The following is a 21,350-nucleotide window of genomic DNA, read 5'->3' on the forward strand; positions in this document are numbered from 1 at the left end:
CCGCTCGTTCCTCGCGGCTCCCGCCAGGCCCGCCACGACGCGGCACCACCACCCACCCCGCCCGGCGTCGTCTCGCCTTCGTCGTCGCTCACCTGGGCGACCGCCCGCGGTGCCGGTGTCGCCGGCACGTTCCCGTCGCTGCGTACGCATGCCGCGTGAAGCCGCAGCAGGTCCGCGCGGCGCACGCTGCATACGGCGCGTTGCGGTGGCGCCGCTGGGGCCTGACGTCGGGCCAGGGCTGTGGTCGCGACACGGTCGCCACTCAACCCGGTCTTCGCGACCTTCGCGCGCCGATTCGCCGTGAGGCCACGCCGGGTTGTCGCGAGGCCTCCGCAAGCAGGCGGTCTCGGTTCGTCTTGGGTTTCTGAAGCGCCATGGTCGCCTGGTCGGACTGCTAGAATCGCCTGGTCGGCTGGGGTCGGGCTGCCAGGACCCCTGGTTGGCTGGTCCCCGGGCCATCGTGGGCCGACGGCCGAGCGGTGGGGGTGGGCTCGGAGGCGAAGGGGTGTCAGAGCGGCGCTTCCAGGGCCCACGGCCGAAGGACCGGGGCGACGGCGCCGCAGACCGGAGCATCGAGCCCGCCCGCACCGCGCACCCGACTCGCGGCCTCGAGCACCGCGGCCCGAGCATGGCGGACCCGGCTCGCAGACTCGGCCCCGGCGGACCCGAGGCCGAGCAGCACCGCGGAGCGGGCTCCGCGAGCATGAATCCGGACCACGGATCTATCTCGCGTGACCATGGCTCTACCTCGCGCGACTACGGCTCTACCTCGCGTGACCATGGCTCTGCCTCGCGCGTCCATGGCTCTGCCTCGCGCGTCGATGGCTCTGCCTCGCGCGTCCACTGTTCTGTCTCGCGTGACCGTGGGTCCATCTCGGGGCCGCGGTCGGGCCTCGTGCGGCTGGGCTCTCGTCGGCGGGGCGGGCTCGGTCGCGCCCGTGTGGCGAGAGGGCTGGGGGCGCGGTGGGCAGGGCGTCGGGCCCCACTAGAATGGCGACCATGTCCACCATCTCCCGTGACGAGGTCGCGCGCGTCGCCGCGCTGGCCCGCATCGATCTGCGACCCGAGGAGCTGGACCGGCTCTCCGGCGAGCTCGACGTGATCGTCGACGCCATCGCCAAGGTCAGCGAGGTCGCGACGCCCGACGTCCCCGCGACGAGCCACCCGCTCCCGATGACCAACGTCTTCCGGGACGACGTCCCCGAGCCGCCGCTGCCGGTCGAGGACGTCCTCGCCGCGGCGCCGTCGGCCGAGGACGGGCGCTTCGCCGTCCCGCAGATCCTCGGGGAGGAGTGAGATGAGCGAGGACCTGACCAGGCTGTCCGCCGCCGAGCTGGCGGAGGGGCTGACCGCCCGCGACTTCTCGAGCGTCGAGGCGACGCAGGCGCACCTGGACCGGATCGCCGCGGTCGACGGTGCGGTGAACGCGTTCCTGCACGTGAACGCAGAGGAGGCGCTCGCGACGGCGCGCTCCGTCGACGAGCGGCGCGTGGCCGGTGAGGAGCTGCACCCGCTGGCGGGCGTGCCGATCGCCGTGAAGGACGTCGTCGTCACGAAGGGCATGCCCACGACGGCCGGCTCGAAGATCCTCGAGGGGTGGGTGCCGCCGTACGACGCGACGCTCGTCGAGAAGGTCCGTGCCGCCGGGCTGCCGATCCTCGGCAAGACGAACATGGACGAGTTCGCGATGGGCTCGTCGACCGAGCACTCGGCCTTCGGCAACACGCGCAACCCGTGGGACCTCGACCGGATCCCCGGTGGTTCGGGTGGCGGCTCCGCGGCGGCGGTCGCCGCGTTCGAGGCGCCGCTCGCGATCGGCACGGACACGGGTGGCTCGATCCGCCAGCCGGGTGCCGTCACCGGCACCGTCGGCGTGAAGCCCACGTACGGCGGCGTCTCGCGCTACGGCCTCATCGCGATGGCGTCCTCGCTGGACCAGGCGGGCCCCGTCACGCGCACCGTGCTCGACTCCGCGCTGCTCCACGAGCTCATCGGCGGCTACGACCCGCGTGACTCGACGTCGATCCCCGGTCGTGGGCCGGCGCTCGTCGACGCCGCGGTCCAGGGTGCGACGGGCGACCTCTCGGGAGTGCGCGTCGGCGTCGTCAAGGAGCTCAACGGCGAGGGCTACCAGGAGGGCGTGAGCGCGCGGTTCGCGCAGTCGCTCGACCTCCTGCGCGGCCTGGGCGCGGAGATCGTCGAGGTGTCCTGCCCGCACTTCGAGTACGCGCTCGGCGCGTACTACCTGATCATGCCGTCGGAGGCGTCGAGCAACCTCGCGAAGTTCGACGGCATGCGCTTCGGCCTGCGCGTGGAGCCCGAGGAGGGCCCCGTGACCGCAGAGCGCGTCATGGCCGCGACGCGCGGCGCCGGGTTCGGCGACGAGGTGAAGCGCCGCATCATCCTCGGCACGTACGCCCTGTCGGCGGGCTACTACGACGCCTACTACGGCAGCGCGCAGAAGGTCCGCACGCTCATCCAGCGCGACTTCGCCGCGGCCTTCGAGCAGGCGGACGTGCTCGTCTCGCCGACGGCGCCGACCACGGCGTTCCGGTTCGGCGAGAAGCTCGACGACCCGCTCGCGATGTACCTCAACGACGTCGCGACCATCCCCGCGAACCTCGCGGGGGTCCCGGGGATGTCGGTGCCGTCGGGCCTGTCGGACGACGGCCTGCCCGTCGGGTTCCAGATCCTCGCGCCGGCCAAGGCGGACGACCGCATGTACCGGGTGGGTGCCGCGCTCGAGTCCGCGCTCCTCACCGCGTGGGGCGGGCCGCTGCTCGACCGTGCTCCGGCGCTGCCCACGGCCACCATCGAGAAGGAAGGCCAGGTCGGATGACCGCCACGACCGTCGACCTCGTCGACTACGCCGACGCCACGCGCCGCTACGACCCCGTCATCGGGATCGAGGTGCACGTCGAGCTCGGCACGCTGACCAAGATGTTCTGCCCCGCCGAGGTGAGCTTCGGCGCCGAGCCGAACACCCAGGTCACCCCGGTCTCGCTCGGGCTGCCGGGCGCGCTGCCGGTCGTCAACGGCAAGGCTGTCGAGTACGCGATCCGCATCGGCCTCGCGCTGAACTGCCAGATCGCCGAGACCTGCCGGTTCGCGCGCAAGAACTACTTCTACCCGGACGTCCCGAAGAACTTCCAGACGTCGCAGTACGACGAGCCCATCGCGTACGACGGGTGGATCGACGTCGAGCTCGAGGACGGGACCGTGTTCCGCGTCGAGATCGAGCGCGCGCACATGGAGGAGGACGCCGGCAAGAACACCCACGTGGGTGGCGCGACCGGTCGCATCCACGGTGCCGAGTACTCGCTCGTCGACTACAACCGTGCCGGCATCCCGCTCGTGGAGATCGTCACGCGGCCGATCACGGGTGCGGGCGACCGGGCCCCCGAGGTCGCGCGCGCGTACGTGCAGACGCTGCGCGACATCTTCCGGGCCCTCGACGTGTCCGAGGCGCGCATGGAGCGCGGCAACGTCCGCGCGGACGTGAACCTGTCGCTGCGTCCGACGCCCGAGTCGCCGCTCGGCACCCGGACGGAGACGAAGAACGTCAACTCCTTCCGCTCCGTGGAGCGCGCGGTCCGGTACGAGATCTCGCGCCAGGCCGCCGTCCTCGACGCGGGTGGCACCGTGATCCAGGAGACGCGGCACTGGCACGAGGACACCGGCATCACGACGTCGGGGCGCGTCAAGTCCGACGCCGAGGACTACCGGTACTTCCCGGAGCCCGACCTGGTCCCCGTCGCGCCGCCGCGCGAGTGGGTCGAGGAGATCCGCGCCGCGCTGCCGGAGCTTCCGGTCGCGCGCCGCCGTCGCCTCCAGGGCGAGTGGGGCTACGCGGACGCCGAGATGCGGGACGTCGTCAACGCGGGTGCGACGGACCTCATCGAGGCGACGGTCGCGGCCGGGACGAGCCCGGCCGGTGCGCGCAAGTGGTGGATGGGCGAGCTCGCCCGTCGCGCGAAGCAGGACGAGGTCGCGCTCGAGCAGCTCCCCGTGACGCCTGCGCAGGTCGCGGCGCTGCAGGGGCTCGTCGACGCGGGCAGGATCAACGACAAGCTCGCGCGCCAGGTCCTCGACGGCGTCCTCGCCGGCGAGGGGGACCCGGAGGACGTCGTCACGGCGCGCGGCCTGGAGGTCGTGTCGGACGACGGCGCGCTCCTGGCCGCGATCGACGAGGCGCTGGCCGCGCAGCCGGACGTCGTCGAGAAGGTGCGGGGCGGCAACCTCGGGCCCGTCGGCGCGATCATCGGTGCGGTCATGAAGGCGACCCGCGGCCAGGCGGACGCCGGTCGTGTGCGCGAGCTCATCCTCGAGCGGATCGGCTGACGCCGTGACGCGCGGACCGGTCCTGCTCGGGGAGATGGTGCGACTGCGCCCGATCGAGGCGCGGGACGCCGACCGCATGTGGGAGTCGTTGCAGGACCCGGAGTCGAACCGGCTCACGGGGACGACGGCGACGTTCACCCGCGACCAGATCGACACGTGGTCGGCGACGATCAGCGACCGTGAGGGCCGGTACGACTGGGCCATCACGGCGGGCGCCGTGCGCGACGGTCAGCCCGTGAGCGACGAGATGATCGGCGAGATCGTGCTCAACGACCTCGACGAGGACGCCCGCTCGGCGAACCTGCGCCTCGCGCTGCTCCCGAACTACCGGGGCCGTGGCTACGGCCGGGAGGCGATCTTCGAGGTGCTGCGGTTCGCGTTCGAGGGCGCGACCGACGTCGACGGGAACCGGCACGAAGGTCCGCGCCTGCACCGCGTGAGCCTGGACGTGCTGAGCATCAACCCGCGCGCGCAGATGCTCTACGAGTCGCTGGGCTTCCGCGAGGAGGGCCGGTTGCGCGACGTCTACCGCGACGGCGACGGCTGGGCCGACGCCACCGTCATGAGCATCCTCGAGGACGAGTTCCGGGCGGGACTCGGTACGTCCTGAGCGGCGGGAGACCACGCGTCCGACCGACCGGAGGGCCCGGCAGCAGCTGCTGCCGGGCCCTTCGTCGTCCCCGGGTGATCCCGCGACCCGGTCTGTCTCGTCCCGGCCGACTCCGCGAGCCGGTCCGTGTCGTCCCTCGGCGGAGAGTCCGTGTCGCGTGAGCGGAGGTCGCACCTGCCGCCTCGGAGCGACGTGCGGTGACCCCGGCGGCGGGGGACCGTGGTTGACATGACGGAGCCGTCCGACGTACATTCATAAGACGGAAACAAACTTCCGAGATGTGGAATGACATCGTAGAGGCCAGGTCAGGTCGGGCACCGCCGACCGGCCGGACGTCGAGAGGGACACGCAGCGATGACGCTGGACGAGTTCAACCGGTTGTCGCCGTCGGCGGCGCGCGACGCGCTCCTCGCGTGCGCGCACGTGACGCGCTGGGCCGACGCCGTCGCCGACGGGCGCCCCTACGCGACCGTCGAGGACGCGGCCGAGGCCGCCCTCGCGGCGGCCGACCCGTGGACGGACGACGAGGTCGACGCGGCGCTCTCCCGCCACCCCCGGATCGGGGAGCGTGCGCAGGGGGACGCCGCGGACGCGAGCATGTCGCGGTCCGAGCAGTCCGGCGTCGACACCTCCGACGACGACGTGACGCGGCGGCTCGCCGACGGCAACCGCGCGTACGAGGAGCGGTTCGGGCACGTGTTCCTCATCCGGGCCGCCGGACGCAGCGCCGAGGAGATCCTCGAGCAGCTCACCGAGCGGCTCGGCAACGACGCCGAGACCGAGCGGGCGAACGCCGCCCGCAACCTGCGCGAGATCGCCGCGCTGCGGCTGAAGGGAATGCTGACACCATGAGCACCCACGCCAGCCACATCACCACGCACGTACTCGACGCGGCCAGCGGTAGGCCCGCCGAGGGGATCGCCGTCCGCCTGGAGGCGGCTCCGGAGATCGCGGACAGGACGACGGGGCAGGGCTGGTCCCTGGTGGCGTCCTCCCGCACGAACGACGACGGTCGCGTGCCCCAGCTCGGGCCCGAGACCCTCGTCCCCGGTACGTACCGGCTCGTGTTCGACACGGGCGAGTACTTCGACCGGCGAGACACCGTGTCCTTCTACCCGGAGGTCGTCATCGTCTTCCGGGTGGCGAGCGCTGAGCAGCACTACCACGTCCCCGTCCTGCTCAGCCCGTTCGCCTACTCGACCTATCGAGGGAGCTGACATGAGCACCACCACCACGACCGCCGCGCAGCCGGCGGCCACGCAGAGCAGCGGGGCCATCGTCCTGGGCGACAACCAGTGGGGCAAGGCGGAGGTGCGCCTCGTGCGCGTCGACCGCGCCACGCCTCGCCACGAGATCACGGACCTCAACGTCTCCTCGCAGCTGCGGGGCGGGCAGGAGGCCACGCACCTGGAGGGCGACAACTCCAAGTGCGTCGCCACCGACACGCAGAAGAACACGATCTACGCGTTCGCCCGCGACGGCGTCGGCGCGATCGAGGACTTCGCGATCCGCCTCGGCCGGCACTTCGTCGAGGACTTCGAGTGGATCGAGGGCGGCCGCTGGGAGATCGAGCAGTACTCCTGGAACCGCATCGAGACCGCGGACGGCGAGCACGACCACGCGTTCGTGCGGAACAACCAGGAGACGCGCACGACCGTCGTCCAGCGCGACGGCGACGAGGTCTTCGTCGTCTCGGGCCTCACGGACCTCGTCGTGCTCAAGTCGACGGGCTCGGAGTTCCACGGGTTCCCGCGCGACCGCTACACGACCCTCGTGGAGACGAACGACCGCATCCTCGCGACGTCGGTCACGTCGCGCTGGCGCTACACGACGACGGACGTCGACTTCGACGCCGTGTACGCGAAGGTCCGCGCGATCCAGCTCGAGGCGTTCGCGACGACCCACTCGCTCGCGCTGCAGCAGACGCTGTTCGCGATGGGCAAGGCGGTCCTGGAGGCCGTCCCGGAGATCGCCGAGATCAAGTTCTCGATGCCGAACAAGCACCACTTCCTCGTGGACCTGGCGCCGTTCGGCCTCGACAACCCCAACGAGGTCTTCTACGCGGCCGACCGCCCGTACGGGCTCATCGAGGCGACGGTGCAGCGCGAGGGCGAGCCGGCCGAGCCGCGCGCCTGGGCGACCGTCACCGGGTTCTGCTGAGCCGACCGTGACGGACGGACGCGCCCTGCCCGACCGCGGAGCACCCGCGGTCCGGCAGGGCGCGCCCGCCCCGTCGCACCCCGGCGCCGTCTCAGGGCGCCGCGGTGATGAGCTCGCGCGTGAGCTCGTTCGCGACGCGGTGCAGCACCGGCACGGCTCGCTCCCCGAACTCGTACGTCACGCGGGCCGCGGGGCCCGAGACGGACAGGGCGGTGGGGGTCGGGGCGTCGGGCACCGCGACGGCGAAGCAGCGCACACCGAGCTCCTGCTCGCCGTCGTCGATCGCGTAGCCGCGGTCGCGCGTCGCGGCGAGCTCGGCGAGGAGCGCGTCGACGTCGGTGATCGACTGGTCCGTCGCGGGCGGCATGCCCACGCGGCCCATGATCTCCCGCACCGTCTGGTCGGGGAGCTGGGCGAGCACCGCCTTGCCGACGCCCGTGCAGTGCGTGTAGACGCGCCGGCCGACCTCGGTGAACATCCGCATCGAGTGGCTCGACGACGCCTGGGCGACGTAGACCGCCATGTCGCGGTCGATCATCGCGAGGTTCGCCGACTCGCCGAGGTCGTGGGCGAGCCGCTCGAGGTAGGGACGGGCGCCGGCGCCGAGCTGGCGCCCGGCCGACTCGCCGAGCCGGATGAGGCGCGGGCCGAGCGTGTACCGGCGCGACGGCGTCTGGCGCACGTAGCCCTGCGCGAGCAGCGTGCGCAGCAGCCGGTGGATCGTCGGCAGGGGGAGGCCGGCGTGCTGCGCGAGCTCGCTGAGCCCGGACTCGCCGCCGAAGTCGGCGAGCAGCTCGAGCAGCTCGATCGCCCGGTCGACCGACTGCACGCCCCCGGACGCCTTCGCCGGGCGCACGCCCGGGGCGGTCTCCGTCGGCTCCGTCGCCGCCGAGGTCTCGGCCATCTCACCATCTCCTGTCCACCAGGTGCCGCCCGACGGCGGGCGCACCTCGCCTGAGCAGTGCGGGACCGTCCCGCGCTCCCTTCCGCATCACGGAAGACACGCATCAGCATACGAGAAGAAGGAACGAACATGACGTCCGAGACGAAGGCCCCGGAGACGCAGGCCACGACGGCGAAGGCCGCGGCGACCAGCCCGAGCTACTCCATCACGCTGCGCGTCGAGGCCCCGAGCGGGCACCGCACCGCGAGCGACCTCGTCGCCGCCGTGAGCGCGACGGGCGCCGCGATCACGGGCGTCGACGTCTCGGAGTCGGGCGCGGACCGCCTCGTCGTCGACGTCACGGCGGACACCGTGGACGCCGCGCACGTCGAGCAGATCCGCGACGCGCTCGGGGCGCTCGACGGCATCACCGTCCGCCACGTGAGCGACGCGACGTTCCTCATGCACCTCGGCGGCAAGCTCGAGGTCAACCCCAAGGTCCCCCTGCGCCACCGCGCCGACCTCGCCCGCGCCTACACGCCCGGCGTGGCGCGCGTGTGCCTCGCCATCGCCGAGCGCCCCGAGGACGCGCGCCGTCTGACGGTCAAGCGCAACACCGTCGCGGTCGTGACGGACGGCACCGCCGTCCTCGGCCTGGGCGACATCGGCCCGGCCGCCGCGCTCCCGGTCATGGAGGGCAAGGCGGCGCTCTTCAAGCAGTTCGCGGGCGTCGACGCCTGGCCGGTCTGCCTGGACACGACCGACACCGAGGAGATCATCCGCACCGTCAAGGCGATCGCGCCCGTGTACGGCGGGATCAACCTCGAGGACATCTCCGCGCCGCGCTGCTTCGAGATCGAGCGCCGGCTGCGCGAGGAGCTCGACATCCCCGTGTTCCACGACGACCAGCACGGCACCGCGATCGTCGTGCTCGCCGCGCTGACGAACGCGCTGCGCGTCGTGGGCAAGCAGATCGAGGACGTGCGCATCGTCGTCTCGGGCGTCGGAGCCGCGGGCAACGCGATCATCGCGCTGCTCCAGGGCCAAGGCGCGCGCCGCATCGTCGCGTTCGACCGCCACGGCGCGATCCACCCGGGCGCGAACCTCACCGACGAGCACCGCCGTCGTCTGGCCGAGACGACCAACGCCGAGGGCTTCACGGGGACGCTGCGCGAGGGCCTCGCGGGGGCCGACGTGTTCATCGGCGTGTCCGGCCCGAACATCCTCACGGGCGACGACGTCGCGACGATGGCCGACGACGCGATCGTCTTCGCGCTCGCGAACCCGACGCCCGAGGTCGACCCCATCGCCGCCGCGCGGCACGCGACCGTCGTCGCGACGGGCCGCAGCGACTACCCGAACCAGATCAACAACGTGCTCGCCTTCCCGGGCCTGTTCCGCGGGCTGCTCGACGTCGGCGCGAGCGAGATCTCGGACGAGATGCTGCGCGCCGCGGCCGTCGCCATCGCGGACGCGGTCGCGCCCGAGGAGCTCAGCGCGAGCTACATCGTGCCGAGCGTGTTCGAGCCCGCGGTCTCCAAGGCCGTCGCGCGCGCCGTCGCCGAGGTCGCGGAGCGCGCCCGTGCGGAGCAGGCTCAGGAGAGCACCACGTCGGGTCACCACGCCGGGTCGGCGCCCCGGGCCTGACGCGCCCTCGTCAGCCCGGCCCGCCCGCAGAAAGGACACACCATGACCACCACCACGGCCGTCACCGTCCACGGACCCGCCGTCGAGCGGTCCGACGAGATCCTCACGCCCGACGCGCTCGACTTCGTCGCCGACCTGCAGCGGCGCTTCGGCGCCCGCCGCGACGAGCTGCTCGCCGCGCGCGCCGCGCGACGCGAGGAGGTCGCCCGCACGGGGCGCCTCGACTTCCTGCCCGAGACCGCCGACGTGCGCGCGGGGGACTGGACGGTCGCGGGCGCGCCCGTCGACCTCCAGGACCGCCGCGTCGAGATCACGGGGCCGCCGACGCCCAAGATGGCGATCAACGCTCTCAACTCGGGCGCGAAGGTCTGGCTCGCGGACCTCGAGGACGCGTCGACGCCGCACTGGAGCAACGTCGTCGGGGGTCAGGTCGCCCTGCACGACGCGACGCGCCGCACGCTCGCGTTCACGTCGCCCGAGGGCAAGCAGTACGCGCTGCGCCCGGAGACCGACGGCGACCCGCTCGCCGTCATGGTCGTGCGACCGCGCGGGTGGCACTTCGACGAGGTGCACCTCACCGTGGACGGGACGCCCGCGGTGGGTGCGCTCGTCGACTTCGGGCTGCACTTCTTCCACAACGCCGCGGAGCTCCTGGCCCGCGGGTCGGGACCGTACTACTACCTGCCCAAGATGGAGTCGCACCTCGAGGCGCGCCTGTGGGACGACGTCTTCTCGCACGCCGAGGAGTCCCTCGGGATCCCGCACGGGACGATCCGCGCGACGGTCCTCATCGAGACGATCCCGGCCGCGTTCGAGATGGACGAGATCCTCTACGAGCTGCGCGACCACGCGTCGGGCCTCAACGCGGGCCGCTGGGACTACCTGTTCTCCGTCATCAAGTACTTCCGCGACTCGGGCCCGTCGTTCACGCTCCCGGACCGCGGCGCGATCACGATGACCGCACCGTTCATGCGCGCGTACACCGAGCTGCTCGTCCAGACGTGCCACAAGCGCGGCGCCTTCGCGATGGGCGGCATGGCCGCCGTCATCCCGAACCGCCGCGAGCCCGAGGTCACGGCCCAGGCGTTCGACAAGGTGCGCGCGGACAAGCAGCGCGAGGCGGGGGACGGGTTCGACGGCTCGTGGGTCGCGCACCCGGACCTCGTGCCCGTGTGCCGCGAGGTGTTCGACGGCGTGCTCGGCGAGCGGCCCAACCAGCTCGACAAGCAGCGCCCTGAGGTCCACGTCACGGCCGACCGGCTCCTCGACGTGTCGTCGGCGCAGGGCGAGGTCACCGAGGCCGGGCTGCGCAACAACCTCTACGTGTCCGTCGCGTACGTCGCGGCGTGGCTCGCGGGCAACGGCGCGGTCGCGATCCACAACCTCATGGAGGACGCCGCGACCGCGGAGATCTCGCGCTCGCAGGTGTGGCAGTGGGTGCGCTCGGGCGCGTCGTTCACCGCGGGCGAGAGCGCGGGCACGACGGTCACCGCGGACCTGGTCCGCACGCTCCTGCGCGAGGAGACCGCCCGGCTGCGCGACGACGTCGGGCACGAGGCCTACGACGCCGGGCCGTACGACCGGGCGGCGGCGCTCGTCGAGGACATCGCGCTCAACGAGCACTACGTCGACTTCCTCACGCTGCCCGCGTACGAGGACGTCGTCGCGCACGAGCAGGACGCCTCCTGATGCCGGCGGGGTTCCCGGAGGGAGCGGGCGAGGAGTCCAGGAGCGCCTTCAGCGAGCAGGGGGTCGACGCGCTGCACGCGACGCTCGACGGCCTGCTCGCCCCGTGGGACGCGGAGCTCGACGCGCGGTACCCGGGCGACGACGGCTCGCGCCAGCCCGTGCACACCGTCTACGTGCCGGGTGACCGGTACACCGCGGGCCTCGTGCCCGAGTGGGCGGCCCGGGCGCGCGAGGCGGTCGACGCGGCGGGCGGCGGCGCCGACGGCGTACGTCGGCTCGTCGACCTGCTGGGGATCGGCGCGGGGTCCGGGGACGGTCTCGCCGACGCCGTGGCCGAGCGCGTGCGCACCAAGCTCGCCGTCGAGGCGATCGAGGACCTGCGGATCGACTTCGAGGACGGGTTCGGCGACCGCGGCGACGCGGCCGAGGACGCCGCCGTCACGGCGGCGGCGCGCGAGCTCGCGCGGGCCGAGGCGCAGGGCACGGCGACGCCGTTCTCCGGCATCCGGATCAAGTGCCTCGAGGCCGCCACGCGCCGGCGCGGGGTGCGCACGCTCGCGCTGTTCGTGGCCGAGCTCGTCGCGGCCCGCGCCGCGCACGGGCACGCAGGGCTGCCCGACGGGTTCGTCGTCACGCTCGCCAAGGTCACCGCGCCGCAGCAGGTCGAGGCGATGGCGGTCGCGTGCGAGCGCGTCGAGCAGGCGAACGGCCTCGGACCGGGCAGCCTGCGGTTCGAGGTGCAGGTCGAGACGCCGCAGGCGCTGCTCGCGGCGGACGGCACGGCCACCGTGGCGCGGCTCGTGCACGCCGCGCCCGGACGTGTCACCGCGCTGCACTACGGCACGTACGACTACTCGGCGTCGCTCGGCATCGCCGCGGCCTACCAGTCGATGGAGCACCCGGCGGCCGACCACGCGAAGTCCGTCATGCAGCTCGCCGTCGCGGGCACGGGCGTGCGGCTCTCCGACGGCTCGACGAACGTGCTGCCGGTCGGTGACCCTCAGGCCGTCGACGCCGCGTGGCGCCTCCACGGGCGGCTCGTGCGCCGGTCGCTCGAACGCGGCTACTACCAGGGCTGGGACCTGCACCCGGCGCAGCTCCCGAGCCGGTTCGCGGCGACGTACGCGTTCTATCGCGAGGGCGCGGCGTCGGCGCTCGCGCGCCTCGCCGCGTACGTCGGGTTCGTGCCCGACGCCGGTGGCGTGCTCGACGAGCCCGCCACGGCCAAGGCGATGGCCTGGTTCCTCGGGCGCGGCGTCGACTGCGGCGCGCTCACCGAGGCCGAGGTCCGCGCCGCGACCGGCCTCGACCGCTCCGGGCTCGACGCCGTCCGCGTCTCGGGCCACGCCCCGCAGCCCGTCGCGGGCTGACGACCCACGGCCTCCGCGCCCTCACCCACCCCGCCCCCCGTCCAGCCCGCCGCGACCGACCGACGTCGGCCGGGCCACCATCCCGAGGAGTGAACCGATGACCCAGACCACCCCCTACTACACCCCGCAGGGTGGCCTGCCCGGCCAGACCGAGCTGCTCACCGACCGCGCGATCGTCACCGAGGCGTACACGGTGATCCCGCGCGGCGTGCTGCGCGACATCGTCACGAGCAACCTGCCGGGCTGGGAGAAGACCCGGCTGTGGGTGCTCGCCCGGCCGATCGAGGGGTTCGCGACGACGTTCGCGCAGTACGTCATGGAGGTCTCGCCCGGCGGCGGGTCGGACCAGGGCGAGGACGAGGAGACCGTGCAGTCCGTCGTCTTCGTCACGGAGGGCACGCTCGTGCTCACGCTCGCCGGGGTCGAGCACGTGCTGGAGCCCGGCGGGTACGCGTACCTCGCGGCGGGGGAGCGGTGGGCGCTGCACAACCGCTCGGACGCCAAGGCCGCGTTCCAGTGGATCCGCAAGGTGTACGAGCCGATCCCGGGCCACACCGCGACGTCGTTCGTCACGCGCGAGCAGGACGTCGAGCCGCGCGCGATGCCGGACACGGACGGCGTGTGGGTGACGACGCGGTTCGTCGACCCCGACGACCTCGCGCACGACATGCACGTGAACATCGTGACGTTCCAGCCGGGCGGGTCCATCCCGTTCGCGGAGACGCACATCATGGAGCACGGCCTGTACGTGCTCGAGGGCAAGGCCGTCTACCGTCTCAACGGCGACTGGGTCGAGGTGCAGGAGGGCGACTTCATGTGGCTCCGGGCGTTCTGCCCGCAGGCCTGCTACGCGGGCGGCCCCAAGCCGTTCCGCTACCTGCTCTACAAGGACGTCAACCGGCAGGTCAAGCTCGACCGTCGCCGCTGACGCGACACCTGACGAGGGCACGACGAGGGCCCGGTTCCGCACGCGGAACCGGGCCCTTTCCATGCCCGCCACGGGACGGGGTGACGCAGCGGCTGTTGACGCTCCGCGGCGAGCGTGCCTACACTTCCATACAGCAGAAGAAAAGTTCCGCAGAACGGAATCGCAACGCAGCGAGACGCGGACGGACCCAGGGAGACGACGATGAGCCCCGCACCGACGTACACCGTCAACTGCTCGATCCTGCTCACGGACCTGCCGCTGCTCGAGCGGCCGGCCGCCGCCGCGGCGGCGGGTTTCCGGGGCGTCGAGTTCTGGTGGCCGTTCGCGTCGCCCACGCCCGCCCACGACGAGGTCGACGCGTTCGTCGGCGCGATCCAGGCGGCGGGCGTGCAGCTCACGGGCCTGAACTTCGACGCCGGCAACATGCCCGGCGGCGACCGGGGCCTCGTGTCGTGGCTCGCGCGGTCGTCCGACCTGCGCGCAAACCTCGACGTCGTCACCGCGATCGGGGAGCGCACGGGCTGCCGCGCGTTCAACGCGCTCTACGGCAACCGCCAGGAGGGCGAGACGCCCGAGGCGCAGGACGAGCTCGGCGCCGAGAACCTCGCGCTCGCGGCGCGGGCCGTCGGGCGCATCGGCGGCACGGTGCTCGTCGAGCCCGTGAGCGGCGCGCCGGCCTACCCGCTGAAGACCGCGGCCGACGCGGTGCGCGTCATCGACCGGGTCGCCGCCGACCACGGCGAGACGAACCTCGGTCTCCTGTTCGACGTCTACCACCTGGCCGTGAACGGCGACGACGTCGACGCGGCCCTGTCGACCTACCGCGGCCGCATCGCGCACGTGCAGGTCGCGGACGCGCCCGGTCGCGGCGAGCCCGGCACGGGCGACCTGCCGATCGAGCGCTGGACCAAGGACCTGCGCGCCGGCGGCTACGACGGCTGGATCGGCCTCGAGTACAAGACCGCGGCCGCCGACCCGTTCGCGTGGCTCCCCGCCGCCGAGCGCTGACGCGACCCCCGGCCGTCCGTCGGCCGCCCCGACCCCCGACCTGAACCACCCAGAGGAGCACACCATGGCCTCCATCGCCTTCATCGGACTCGGCATCATGGGCAGCCCCATGGCCGTCCACCTGCAGAACGCCGGCCACGACGTCGCGGGCTACAACCGCAGCCCCGAGAAGACCGCGCCGCTCGTCGAGGCGGGCGGTCGCGCGGCCGGGTCGGTCGCCGACGCGGTCTCGGGCGCGGACGTCGTCGCGATCATGGTCCCGGACTCGCCCGACGTGGAGGCGGTGCTCACCGGCGACGACGGCGTCCTCGCGAACGCGAAGCCCGGCGCGCTCGTCGTCGACTTCTCCTCGATCCGACCGGACGTCACGGTCGCGCTCGCCCAGCAGGCGAAGGACGCGGGGCTGCGCATCGTCGACGCCCCCGTCTCGGGCGGCGAGCCGGGTGCGATCAACGCCGCGCTGTCGATCATGGTGGGCGGCACGCCGGAGGACTTCGAGGCGGCCAAGCCGTTCCTCGACGTCGTCGGCAAGACGGTCGTGCACGTGGGCCCGAACGGCTCCGGCCAGACCGTCAAGGCCGCGAACCAGCTCATCGTCGCCGCGAACATCCAGGCGCTCGCCGAGGCGGTCGTCTTCCTCGAGGCCTACGGCGTCGACACCGAGGCCGCGATCGAGGTGCTCGGCGGCGGGCTCGCCGGCTCGGCCGTCCTGAACCAGAAGGCGCGCAAGATGCTCGACCGCGACTTCGGCCCCGGCTTCCGGATCGAGCTCCACCACAAGGACCTCGGCATCGTGACCGCCGCGGCCCGCGAGGCGGGCGTCGTCGCGCCGCTCGGCGGCCTCGTCGCCCAGCTCATGGCCTCCGCGCGCGCCAACGGCGACGGCGGCCTCGACCACTCCGGCCTGTTCCGCGGCGTCGAGCGCCTGTCCGGCCGCGACGGCTCCTGACCTTCCCCCTGACGACGACGTCACCTCCAGCAAGGAGAGAAACCATGCCTCGTATGCGTGCGGTGGACGCCGCAGTGGCGATCCTCGAGATCGAGGGCGCGACCCAGGCCTTCGGCCTGCCCGGCGCCGCCATCAACCCCTTCTACTCCGCCATGCGCGCGCACGGCGGCATCGACCACGTGCTCGCCCGCCACGTCGAGGGCGCGTCGCACATGGCCGACGGCTACTCCCGCGCGAAGCCGGGGAACATCGGCATCTGCATCGGCACGTCAGGCCCCGCGGGCACCGACATGATCACCGGCCTCTACGCCGCATGGGCCGACTCGATCCCGATGCTCTGCATCACGGGCCAGGCGCCGGTCGCCAAGCTCGACAAGGAGGACTTCCAGGCCGTCGACATCGCGAGCATCGCCGCGCCGGTGACGAAGATGGCCAAGACCGTCCTCGAGGCGGGCCAGGTGCCGCAGGTGTTCCAGCAGGCGTTCCACCTCATGCGCTCGGGCCGCCCGGGGCCGGTGCTCATCGACCTGCCGATCGACGTGCAGCTCACGGAGATCGAGTTCGACCCGGCGACGTACCAGCCGCTGCCCGTGCACCGCCCGACGGCGACGCGCGCGCAGGCCGAGAAGGCGATCGACCTGCTCCTGGCGGCCGAGCGACCCCTGCTGGTCGCGGGCGGCGGCATCGTCAACGCGGGCGGCGAGGACCTGCTCGTCGAGCTCGCCGAGACCCTGGGCGTCCCGGTGATCCCGACCCTCATGGGCTGGGGCGCCATCCCGGACGACCACGCGCTCATGGCCGGCATGGCCGGCCTCCAGACGTCGCACCGCTACGGCAACGCGAACCTGCTCGCCTCGGACTTCGTGCTCGGGATCGGCAACCGCTGGGCCAACCGCCACACCGGGGGCCTCGACACGTACCGCGAGGGTCGGACGTTCGTCCACGTGGACATCGAGCCGACGCAGATCGGTCGCGTGTTCGCACCCGACTACGGCATCGTGTCCGACGCGAAGGCGGCCCTCGAGCTGTTCGTCGAGGTCGCGCGCGAGCGCCGCGACGCGGGGCAGGCGCGCGACTACTCCGGCTGGGCCGCCGAGTGCGCCGAGCGGAAGGGCACGCTGCAGCGCAAGACGCACTTCACCGAGATCCCCATCAAGCCGCAGCGCGTGTACGAGGAGATGAACAAGGCGTTCGGGCCCGAGACCCGTTACGTCACGACGATCGGGCTCTCGCAGATCGCCGGCGCGCAGTTCCTCCACGTGTACAAGCCGCGCCACTGGATCAACGCGGGCCAGGCGGGTCCGCTCGGCTGGACCGGGCCCGCGGCGCTCGGCGTCGCGAAGGCCGCGCCGGACGAGCCGGTCGTCGCGCTCTCGGGCGACTACGACTTCCAGTTCATGATCGAGGAGCTCGCGGTGGGCGCGCAGTTCAACCTGCCGTACGTGCACGTGGTCGTGAACAACTCCTACCTCGGCCTCATCCGGCAGTCGCAGCGGGCGTTCGACATGGACTACCACGTGCAGCTCTCGTTCGAGAACGTCAACTCGCCCGAGCTCGGCGGCTACGGCGTCGACCACGTCAAGGTGGCCGAGGGCCTGGGCTGCAAGGCGATCCGCGTGACCGACCCCGAGGGGCTCGGCGAGGCGTTCGCGAAGGCGCAGGCCATGGCGGCCGAGTTCCGCGTGCCGGTCGTGGTCGAGGTCATCCTCGAGCGCGTCACGAACATCGCCATGGGCGTCGAGCTCACGGGCGTGAACGAGTTCGAGGACCTCGCGATCTCGGCCGAGGACGCGCCGACCGCCGTCGCGCTCCTCGACTGAGACGCCCACCGCCGAGGTGGAACGCCGGTACGGCGAGAGGGAGCGCTGGTACCGCGAGGCAGAACCCTGGTCACGACCCGGAGCGAAGGAGGACGGGATGAGCACGACGGTCCCGCAGGAGCACGAGTACGACCTCGTCGTGCGCGGCGAGCGCGTGCTCGTCGCCGGCGGCGAGCACCCGCGCGAGGTGGGCGTCGTCGGGGGAGTGGTCCGCGCGATCGAGCCGCTCGGCGCCGGGCTCGACGGCGCGCGCGTCGTCGAGCTGGGGCCGCACCAGGTGCTGGTCCCCGGCCTCGTCGACACGCACGTGCACGTCAACGAGCCCGGGCGCACCGAGTGGGAGGGGTTCGCGTCCGCGACGCGGGCCGCCGCCGCGGGCGGGGTGACGACGATCGTCGACATGCCGCTCAACTCGATCCCGCCGACGGTCGACGTCGCGGCGCTCGAGACCAAGCAGAAGGTCGCGCGCGACCAGGCGTTCGTCGACGTCGGGTTCTGGGGCGGCGCCGTGCCCGGCAACGCGGACGAGCTGCGGCCCCTGTGGGACGCGGGCGTGTTCGGGTTCAAGTGCTTCCTGCTGCACTCGGGGGTCGAGGAGTTCGGGTACCTCGAGCCCGACGAGCTCGAGGCGGACCTGCGCGTCCTCGCCGACTTCGACGGGCTGATGCTCGTGCACGCCGAGGACTCGCGCGCCATCGAGCACGCGCCCACGCCGCACGGCGACCACTACGACACGTTCCTCGCGTCGCGCCCGCGCGGCGCGGAGAACGTCGCGATCGCGGCGGTGATCGAGGCGGCCCGCTGGACGGGCGCGCGCGCCCACGTGCTGCACCTGTCGAGCTCCGACGCGCTGCCGATGATCCGCAGCGCGAAGCGCGAGGGCGTACGGATCACGGTCGAGACCTGCCCGCACTACCTGGCGCTCGCGGCCGAGGAGATCCCCGACGGCGCGACGCAGTTCAAGTGCTGCCCGCCCATCCGAGAGATCGACAACCGCGAGCTGCTGTGGGAGGGGCTGGTCGACGGCACGATCGACTGCGTCGTGTCCGACCACTCGCCGAGCACCCTCGACCTCAAGGACCTCGACACGGGCGACTTCGGGACGGCGTGGGGCGGCGTCTCGTCGCTCCAGCTCGGGCTCGCGATCGTGTGGACCGAGGCCCGGACGCGCGGCGTGCCGTTCGCGCGCGTCGTCGAGTGGATGTCGTCGCGCCCGGCCGGCATCGCGGGGCTCCGGCGCAAGGGCTCGATCGCGCTCGGCTTCGACGCCGACCTCGCGATCGTCGAGCCGGACACGGCGTTCGTCGTCGACCCGACGGCCCTGCACCACAAGAACCCCATCACGCCGTACGCCGACCGCGCGCTCTCGGGCGCCGTCGTCGCGACGTACCTGCGGGGCGAGGAGATCACCTTCGACCGCCCCACGGGTCGCCTCCTCGCGCGCGGCGAGGCGTGACGCGCTGAGACTCCCGTGCCCGGCCGCGGGGGCCGGGCACGGGGAACCACCTGACCCGCACACGACGAGGGGCGGCACCGCTGGTGAGTGCCGCCCCGTCGTCGCGCGGGTCGGGTCAGGACTCGGCGAGGAGCTCGTCGAGCTGCTCGTAGCCCTCGCGGACGCCGACCTCCATGCCGCTCGCGACGAAGCTGTCGCGGCCCTCGATCGAGTCGACGAGCGACGTCGCCGTGAGGCGGCTGCGGCCGTCGGGCAGGTCCTCGAACACGAGACGGTCGAGCGAGACGCCGTCGGGGAAGCCCTCGAACGTGAACGTCTGGACGATGAGCTCGTCCGGTCGCACCTCGTGGACGCTGCCGAAGAACGCGTACTCGTTGCCGTCGGGGTCCACCTGGACGTAGCGGTAGGCGCCGCCCGTGCGCACGTCCCAGTGCTCGTTGCGCTGGGTGAGGTAGCGCGGGCCGTTCCAGCGCGCGAACAGCTCGGGGTCGACGTGGGCACGGAAGACCTTCGCCGCGGGCGCGTCGAACTCGCGCACGATGCGGACGATCGGGAGGTCCTCCGGGACGACGATCTCGGTCTCGTGGGTGCCGGTGGTGGTCATGATCCTGCTCCTGTCGTCGGGTCGTTCGGGGGCGCGGCCGGCCGGTCGTGCAGGTCGCGCAGGACGTCGTCGAGGCGGCGGTAGCGGTCCTCCGCCTCACGCCGGTATCGCTCGATCCACTTGGTCATGAGGTCGAAGACCTCCGCCTCGAGGTGCACGGGGGCGCGTCGGGCGTCCGTCGTGCGGGTCACCAGGCCGGAGTCCTCGAGCACGCGCAGGTGCTTGGACACCGCCTGGACGGACATGTCGTACGGCCGGGCGAGCTCGCCGACGCTGGCGTCGCCCGACGCGAGCCGGGCCACCATGTCGCGGCGCGTGGGGTCGGCGAGCGCCGAGAACACGCGCGAGAGCGGGTCGGCCGTCACGGGACCTCCTCGTGGGGCGCCGGGTGCGGCGTCCCGTTCGTCAACTGTTCGGTTGACGACGACGCTACGCCTCGCGCCCGCGGTCGTCAACCCCTTGGTTGATAAGGGACCTCAGCGCCGTCGGGCGCGCTCGAAGTCGTCGAGCGCGACCCGCCGCTCCACGGCGTGGTCGACGATCCGTTCGGGGTACCCCACGGGTCGCTCCCGCAGCCTCCAGGGCTCGTGGACGGCCCGGCCCTCCACGTCGCGGAGCTCCGGCACCCAGCGCCGCACGTAGTCCCCGTCGGGGTCGAACGTCCTGCCCTGGGTCACCGGGTTGAAGATGCGGAAGTACGGTGCGGCGTCGCGCCCCGTGCCGGCGACCCACTGCCAGTTGAGCTGGTTCTGCGACACGTCGCCGTCGGCCAGGTGCGCCATGAAGTGCGCCGCGCCGCGCTGCCACCGCACGTGCAGGTCCTTGACGAGGAACGACGCGACGACCATCCGCACGCGGTTGTGCACCCATCCCTCGCCGAGGAGCTGGCGCATGCCGGCGTCGACGAGCGGGTACCCGGTGCGCCCGGCCGCCCAGGCCGCGAGGAGCCGGTCCTCCTCCGCGCCGGTCGCCCACGCGTCGTCGGGCACGACCGTGCGCAGCGACCGCCGCGCCGCCCCGGGGTGGTGGAACAGGACGTCCGCGTGGAACTCGCGCCACGCGAGCTCGGAGCGGTAGGCGAGCGCGTCGTCGGACGGCGCGAGCCCGTCGTGCAGCGCGCTCCGCACGTCGGCGAGAAGGGTGCGCGGGTGGAGCTCGCCCCACTTGAGCGGGACGGACATGCCCGACGTCGCCGCCCGGTCCGGGCGGTCGCGCTCGGTCGCGTAGCCCGCGAGGTGGTCCACGAGGAAGTCGCGCCACCGGCGGTGCGCGGCCGCCTCGCCCGCGGCGGGCAGGCGCGCGTCCGTCCCGGGGTCGTCGGGGACGCCGTCGGACCGCAGCGAGGCCCACGGCACGTCGCGGGGCCGCGGCACCGGGTCGCGCCAGCCGTGCGCGACCCACGCCTCGCGGAACGGCGTGAAGACCTGGAAGGGCGTCCCGGTGCGCGTGAGCACCCGCCCGGGCGCGACGGCGTACGGCGAGCCCGTGCGCACGAGGCGCGCCCCGGCGTCGGTCAGCGCCTGCGCGACCGCCTCGTCCCGCGCGACGCCGTAGGGCTCGAACGACGCCGCGACGTGCACCTCGCCGGCGCCCACCTCGCGTGCGAGCGCGGGGACGACGGCCCGCGGGTCTCCGCGCCGCACGACCAGCCGCCCGTCCGTCGCGGCGTCGAGCGCCGCGAGGCTCCGGGCGAGGTACGCGCGGCGCGGTGCGCCCGCGGAGCCCCACAGGTGCGGGTCGAGGACGTAGAGCGCGACGACGTCGTCGCCCGCGTCCCGAGCGGCCTCCACCGCGGCGACGAGGGCCGGGTTGTCGGCGAGGCGCAGGTCGCGGCGGCACCACCAGATCGTCGGCACCCGGTCACGCTAACGGTCGCCTGCCGCGC

Annotated in this window: 19 protein-coding genes; 15 read left to right on the plus strand and 4 right to left on the minus strand. The window is 73.1% G+C overall.

Annotation, left to right across the window (positions count from 1 at the left end):
- Positions 1–999: 999 nt before the first annotated feature.
- From gatC to pucL, 7 genes are all read left to right on the plus strand, one after another.
- A complete protein-coding gene (gene gatC, locus ACTJIY_RS17090; RefSeq protein WP_253050666.1) occupies positions 1,000–1,296 on the plus strand; it encodes an Asp-tRNA(Asn)/Glu-tRNA(Gln) amidotransferase subunit GatC in 297 nt (98 codons plus the stop codon).
- Between the two features lies 1 nt (position 1,297).
- A complete protein-coding gene (gatA, locus tag ACTJIY_RS17095; RefSeq protein ID WP_440673806.1) occupies positions 1,298–2,839 on the plus strand; it encodes an Asp-tRNA(Asn)/Glu-tRNA(Gln) amidotransferase subunit GatA in 1,542 nt (513 codons plus the stop codon).
- Positions 2,836–4,341: an Asp-tRNA(Asn)/Glu-tRNA(Gln) amidotransferase subunit GatB gene (gene gatB / locus ACTJIY_RS17100; RefSeq protein WP_439159118.1), complete on the plus strand. Its 1,506-nt coding sequence runs from the start codon at positions 2,836–2,838 to the stop codon at positions 4,339–4,341. The genes gatA and gatB overlap by 4 nt, the downstream gene beginning before the upstream one ends.
- Before the next feature lie 4 nt (positions 4,342–4,345).
- Entirely contained in the window at positions 4,346–4,951 is a 606-nt protein-coding gene (locus tag ACTJIY_RS17105; protein ID WP_253050660.1) for a GNAT family N-acetyltransferase, read from the plus strand.
- Between the two features lie 354 nt (positions 4,952–5,305).
- Positions 5,306–5,803, plus strand: a complete 498-nt coding sequence (gene uraD, locus ACTJIY_RS17110) for a 2-oxo-4-hydroxy-4-carboxy-5-ureidoimidazoline decarboxylase (RefSeq protein WP_353708817.1) — start codon at positions 5,306–5,308, stop codon at positions 5,801–5,803.
- Entirely contained in the window at positions 5,800–6,168 is a 369-nt protein-coding gene (gene uraH, locus ACTJIY_RS17115) for a hydroxyisourate hydrolase (protein ID WP_253050656.1), read from the plus strand. The genes uraD and uraH overlap by 4 nt, the downstream gene beginning before the upstream one ends.
- Position 6,169: 1 nt before the next feature.
- A complete protein-coding gene (gene pucL, locus ACTJIY_RS17120) occupies positions 6,170–7,111 on the plus strand; it encodes a factor-independent urate hydroxylase (RefSeq protein ID WP_253050653.1) in 942 nt (313 codons plus the stop codon).
- 91 nt (positions 7,112–7,202) lie between these two features.
- On the opposite strand, the gene ACTJIY_RS17125 is transcribed toward pucL, so the two are convergent.
- On the minus strand, positions 7,203–8,015 hold the full coding sequence (locus tag ACTJIY_RS17125; protein ID WP_253050650.1) for an IclR family transcriptional regulator: 813 nt from the start codon (positions 8,013–8,015) through the stop codon (positions 7,203–7,205).
- A 129-nt stretch (positions 8,016–8,144) separates the two neighbouring features.
- Between ACTJIY_RS17125 and ACTJIY_RS17130 the strand changes: the two genes are divergently transcribed.
- The 8 genes from ACTJIY_RS17130 (at position 8,145) to allB (ending at position 18,861) form a co-directional block, all read left to right on the plus strand.
- Entirely contained in the window at positions 8,145–9,641 is a 1,497-nt protein-coding gene (locus tag ACTJIY_RS17130; RefSeq protein WP_440673807.1) for an NAD-dependent malic enzyme, read from the plus strand.
- A 42-nt stretch (positions 9,642–9,683) separates the two neighbouring features.
- Positions 9,684–11,330, plus strand: coding sequence for a malate synthase A (aceB, locus tag ACTJIY_RS17135; protein ID WP_440673808.1), 1,647 nt, complete (start codon positions 9,684–9,686; stop codon positions 11,328–11,330).
- Complete coding sequence (locus ACTJIY_RS17140) at positions 11,330–12,700, plus strand: DUF6986 family protein (protein WP_440673809.1); 1,371 nt, start codon at positions 11,330–11,332, stop codon at positions 12,698–12,700. The genes aceB and ACTJIY_RS17140 overlap by 1 nt, the downstream gene beginning before the upstream one ends.
- A 97-nt stretch (positions 12,701–12,797) precedes the next feature.
- On the plus strand, positions 12,798–13,628 hold the full coding sequence (locus tag ACTJIY_RS17145; RefSeq protein WP_053371404.1) for a bifunctional allantoicase/(S)-ureidoglycine aminohydrolase: 831 nt from the start codon (positions 12,798–12,800) through the stop codon (positions 13,626–13,628).
- Between the two features lie 201 nt (positions 13,629–13,829).
- On the plus strand, positions 13,830–14,636 hold the full coding sequence (locus ACTJIY_RS17150) for a hydroxypyruvate isomerase family protein (RefSeq protein WP_440673810.1): 807 nt from the start codon (positions 13,830–13,832) through the stop codon (positions 14,634–14,636).
- Positions 14,637–14,700: 64 nt separating this feature from the next.
- Positions 14,701–15,585, plus strand: coding sequence for a 2-hydroxy-3-oxopropionate reductase (locus ACTJIY_RS17155; RefSeq protein WP_043654226.1), 885 nt, complete (start codon positions 14,701–14,703; stop codon positions 15,583–15,585).
- 44 nt (positions 15,586–15,629) lie between these two features.
- Entirely contained in the window at positions 15,630–17,405 is a 1,776-nt protein-coding gene (gene gcl, locus ACTJIY_RS17160) for a glyoxylate carboligase (protein WP_440673811.1), read from the plus strand.
- 97 nt (positions 17,406–17,502) lie between these two features.
- Positions 17,503–18,861: an allantoinase AllB gene (allB, locus tag ACTJIY_RS17165; RefSeq protein WP_253050636.1), complete on the plus strand. Its 1,359-nt coding sequence runs from the start codon at positions 17,503–17,505 to the stop codon at positions 18,859–18,861.
- A 115-nt stretch (positions 18,862–18,976) separates the two neighbouring features.
- On the opposite strand, the gene ACTJIY_RS17170 is transcribed toward allB, so the two are convergent.
- From ACTJIY_RS17170 to ACTJIY_RS17180, 3 genes are all read right to left on the minus strand, one after another.
- Positions 18,977–19,465 carry an SRPBCC family protein gene (locus tag ACTJIY_RS17170; RefSeq protein ID WP_439159126.1) on the minus strand — a complete coding sequence of 163 codons (489 nt, stop codon included), beginning with the start codon at positions 19,463–19,465 and terminating at the stop codon, positions 18,977–18,979.
- The gene (locus ACTJIY_RS17175) at positions 19,462–19,830 is read right to left on the minus strand and encodes an ArsR/SmtB family transcription factor (protein ID WP_440673812.1); all 369 of its coding nucleotides are present in this window, start codon (positions 19,828–19,830) and stop codon (positions 19,462–19,464) included. The genes ACTJIY_RS17170 and ACTJIY_RS17175 overlap by 4 nt, the downstream gene beginning before the upstream one ends.
- A 111-nt stretch (positions 19,831–19,941) precedes the next feature.
- Positions 19,942–21,321 (minus strand): cryptochrome/photolyase family protein, encoded by a 1,380-nt coding sequence (locus ACTJIY_RS17180; RefSeq protein WP_440673813.1) that lies wholly within the window; start codon positions 21,319–21,321, stop codon positions 19,942–19,944.
- Positions 21,322–21,350 lie beyond the last annotated feature (29 nt).

Origin of the sequence: Cellulosimicrobium sp. 22598 (assembly GCF_052044445.1) — a bacterium.
GTDB lineage: Bacteria > Actinomycetota > Actinomycetes > Actinomycetales > Cellulomonadaceae > Cellulosimicrobium > Cellulosimicrobium cellulans_G.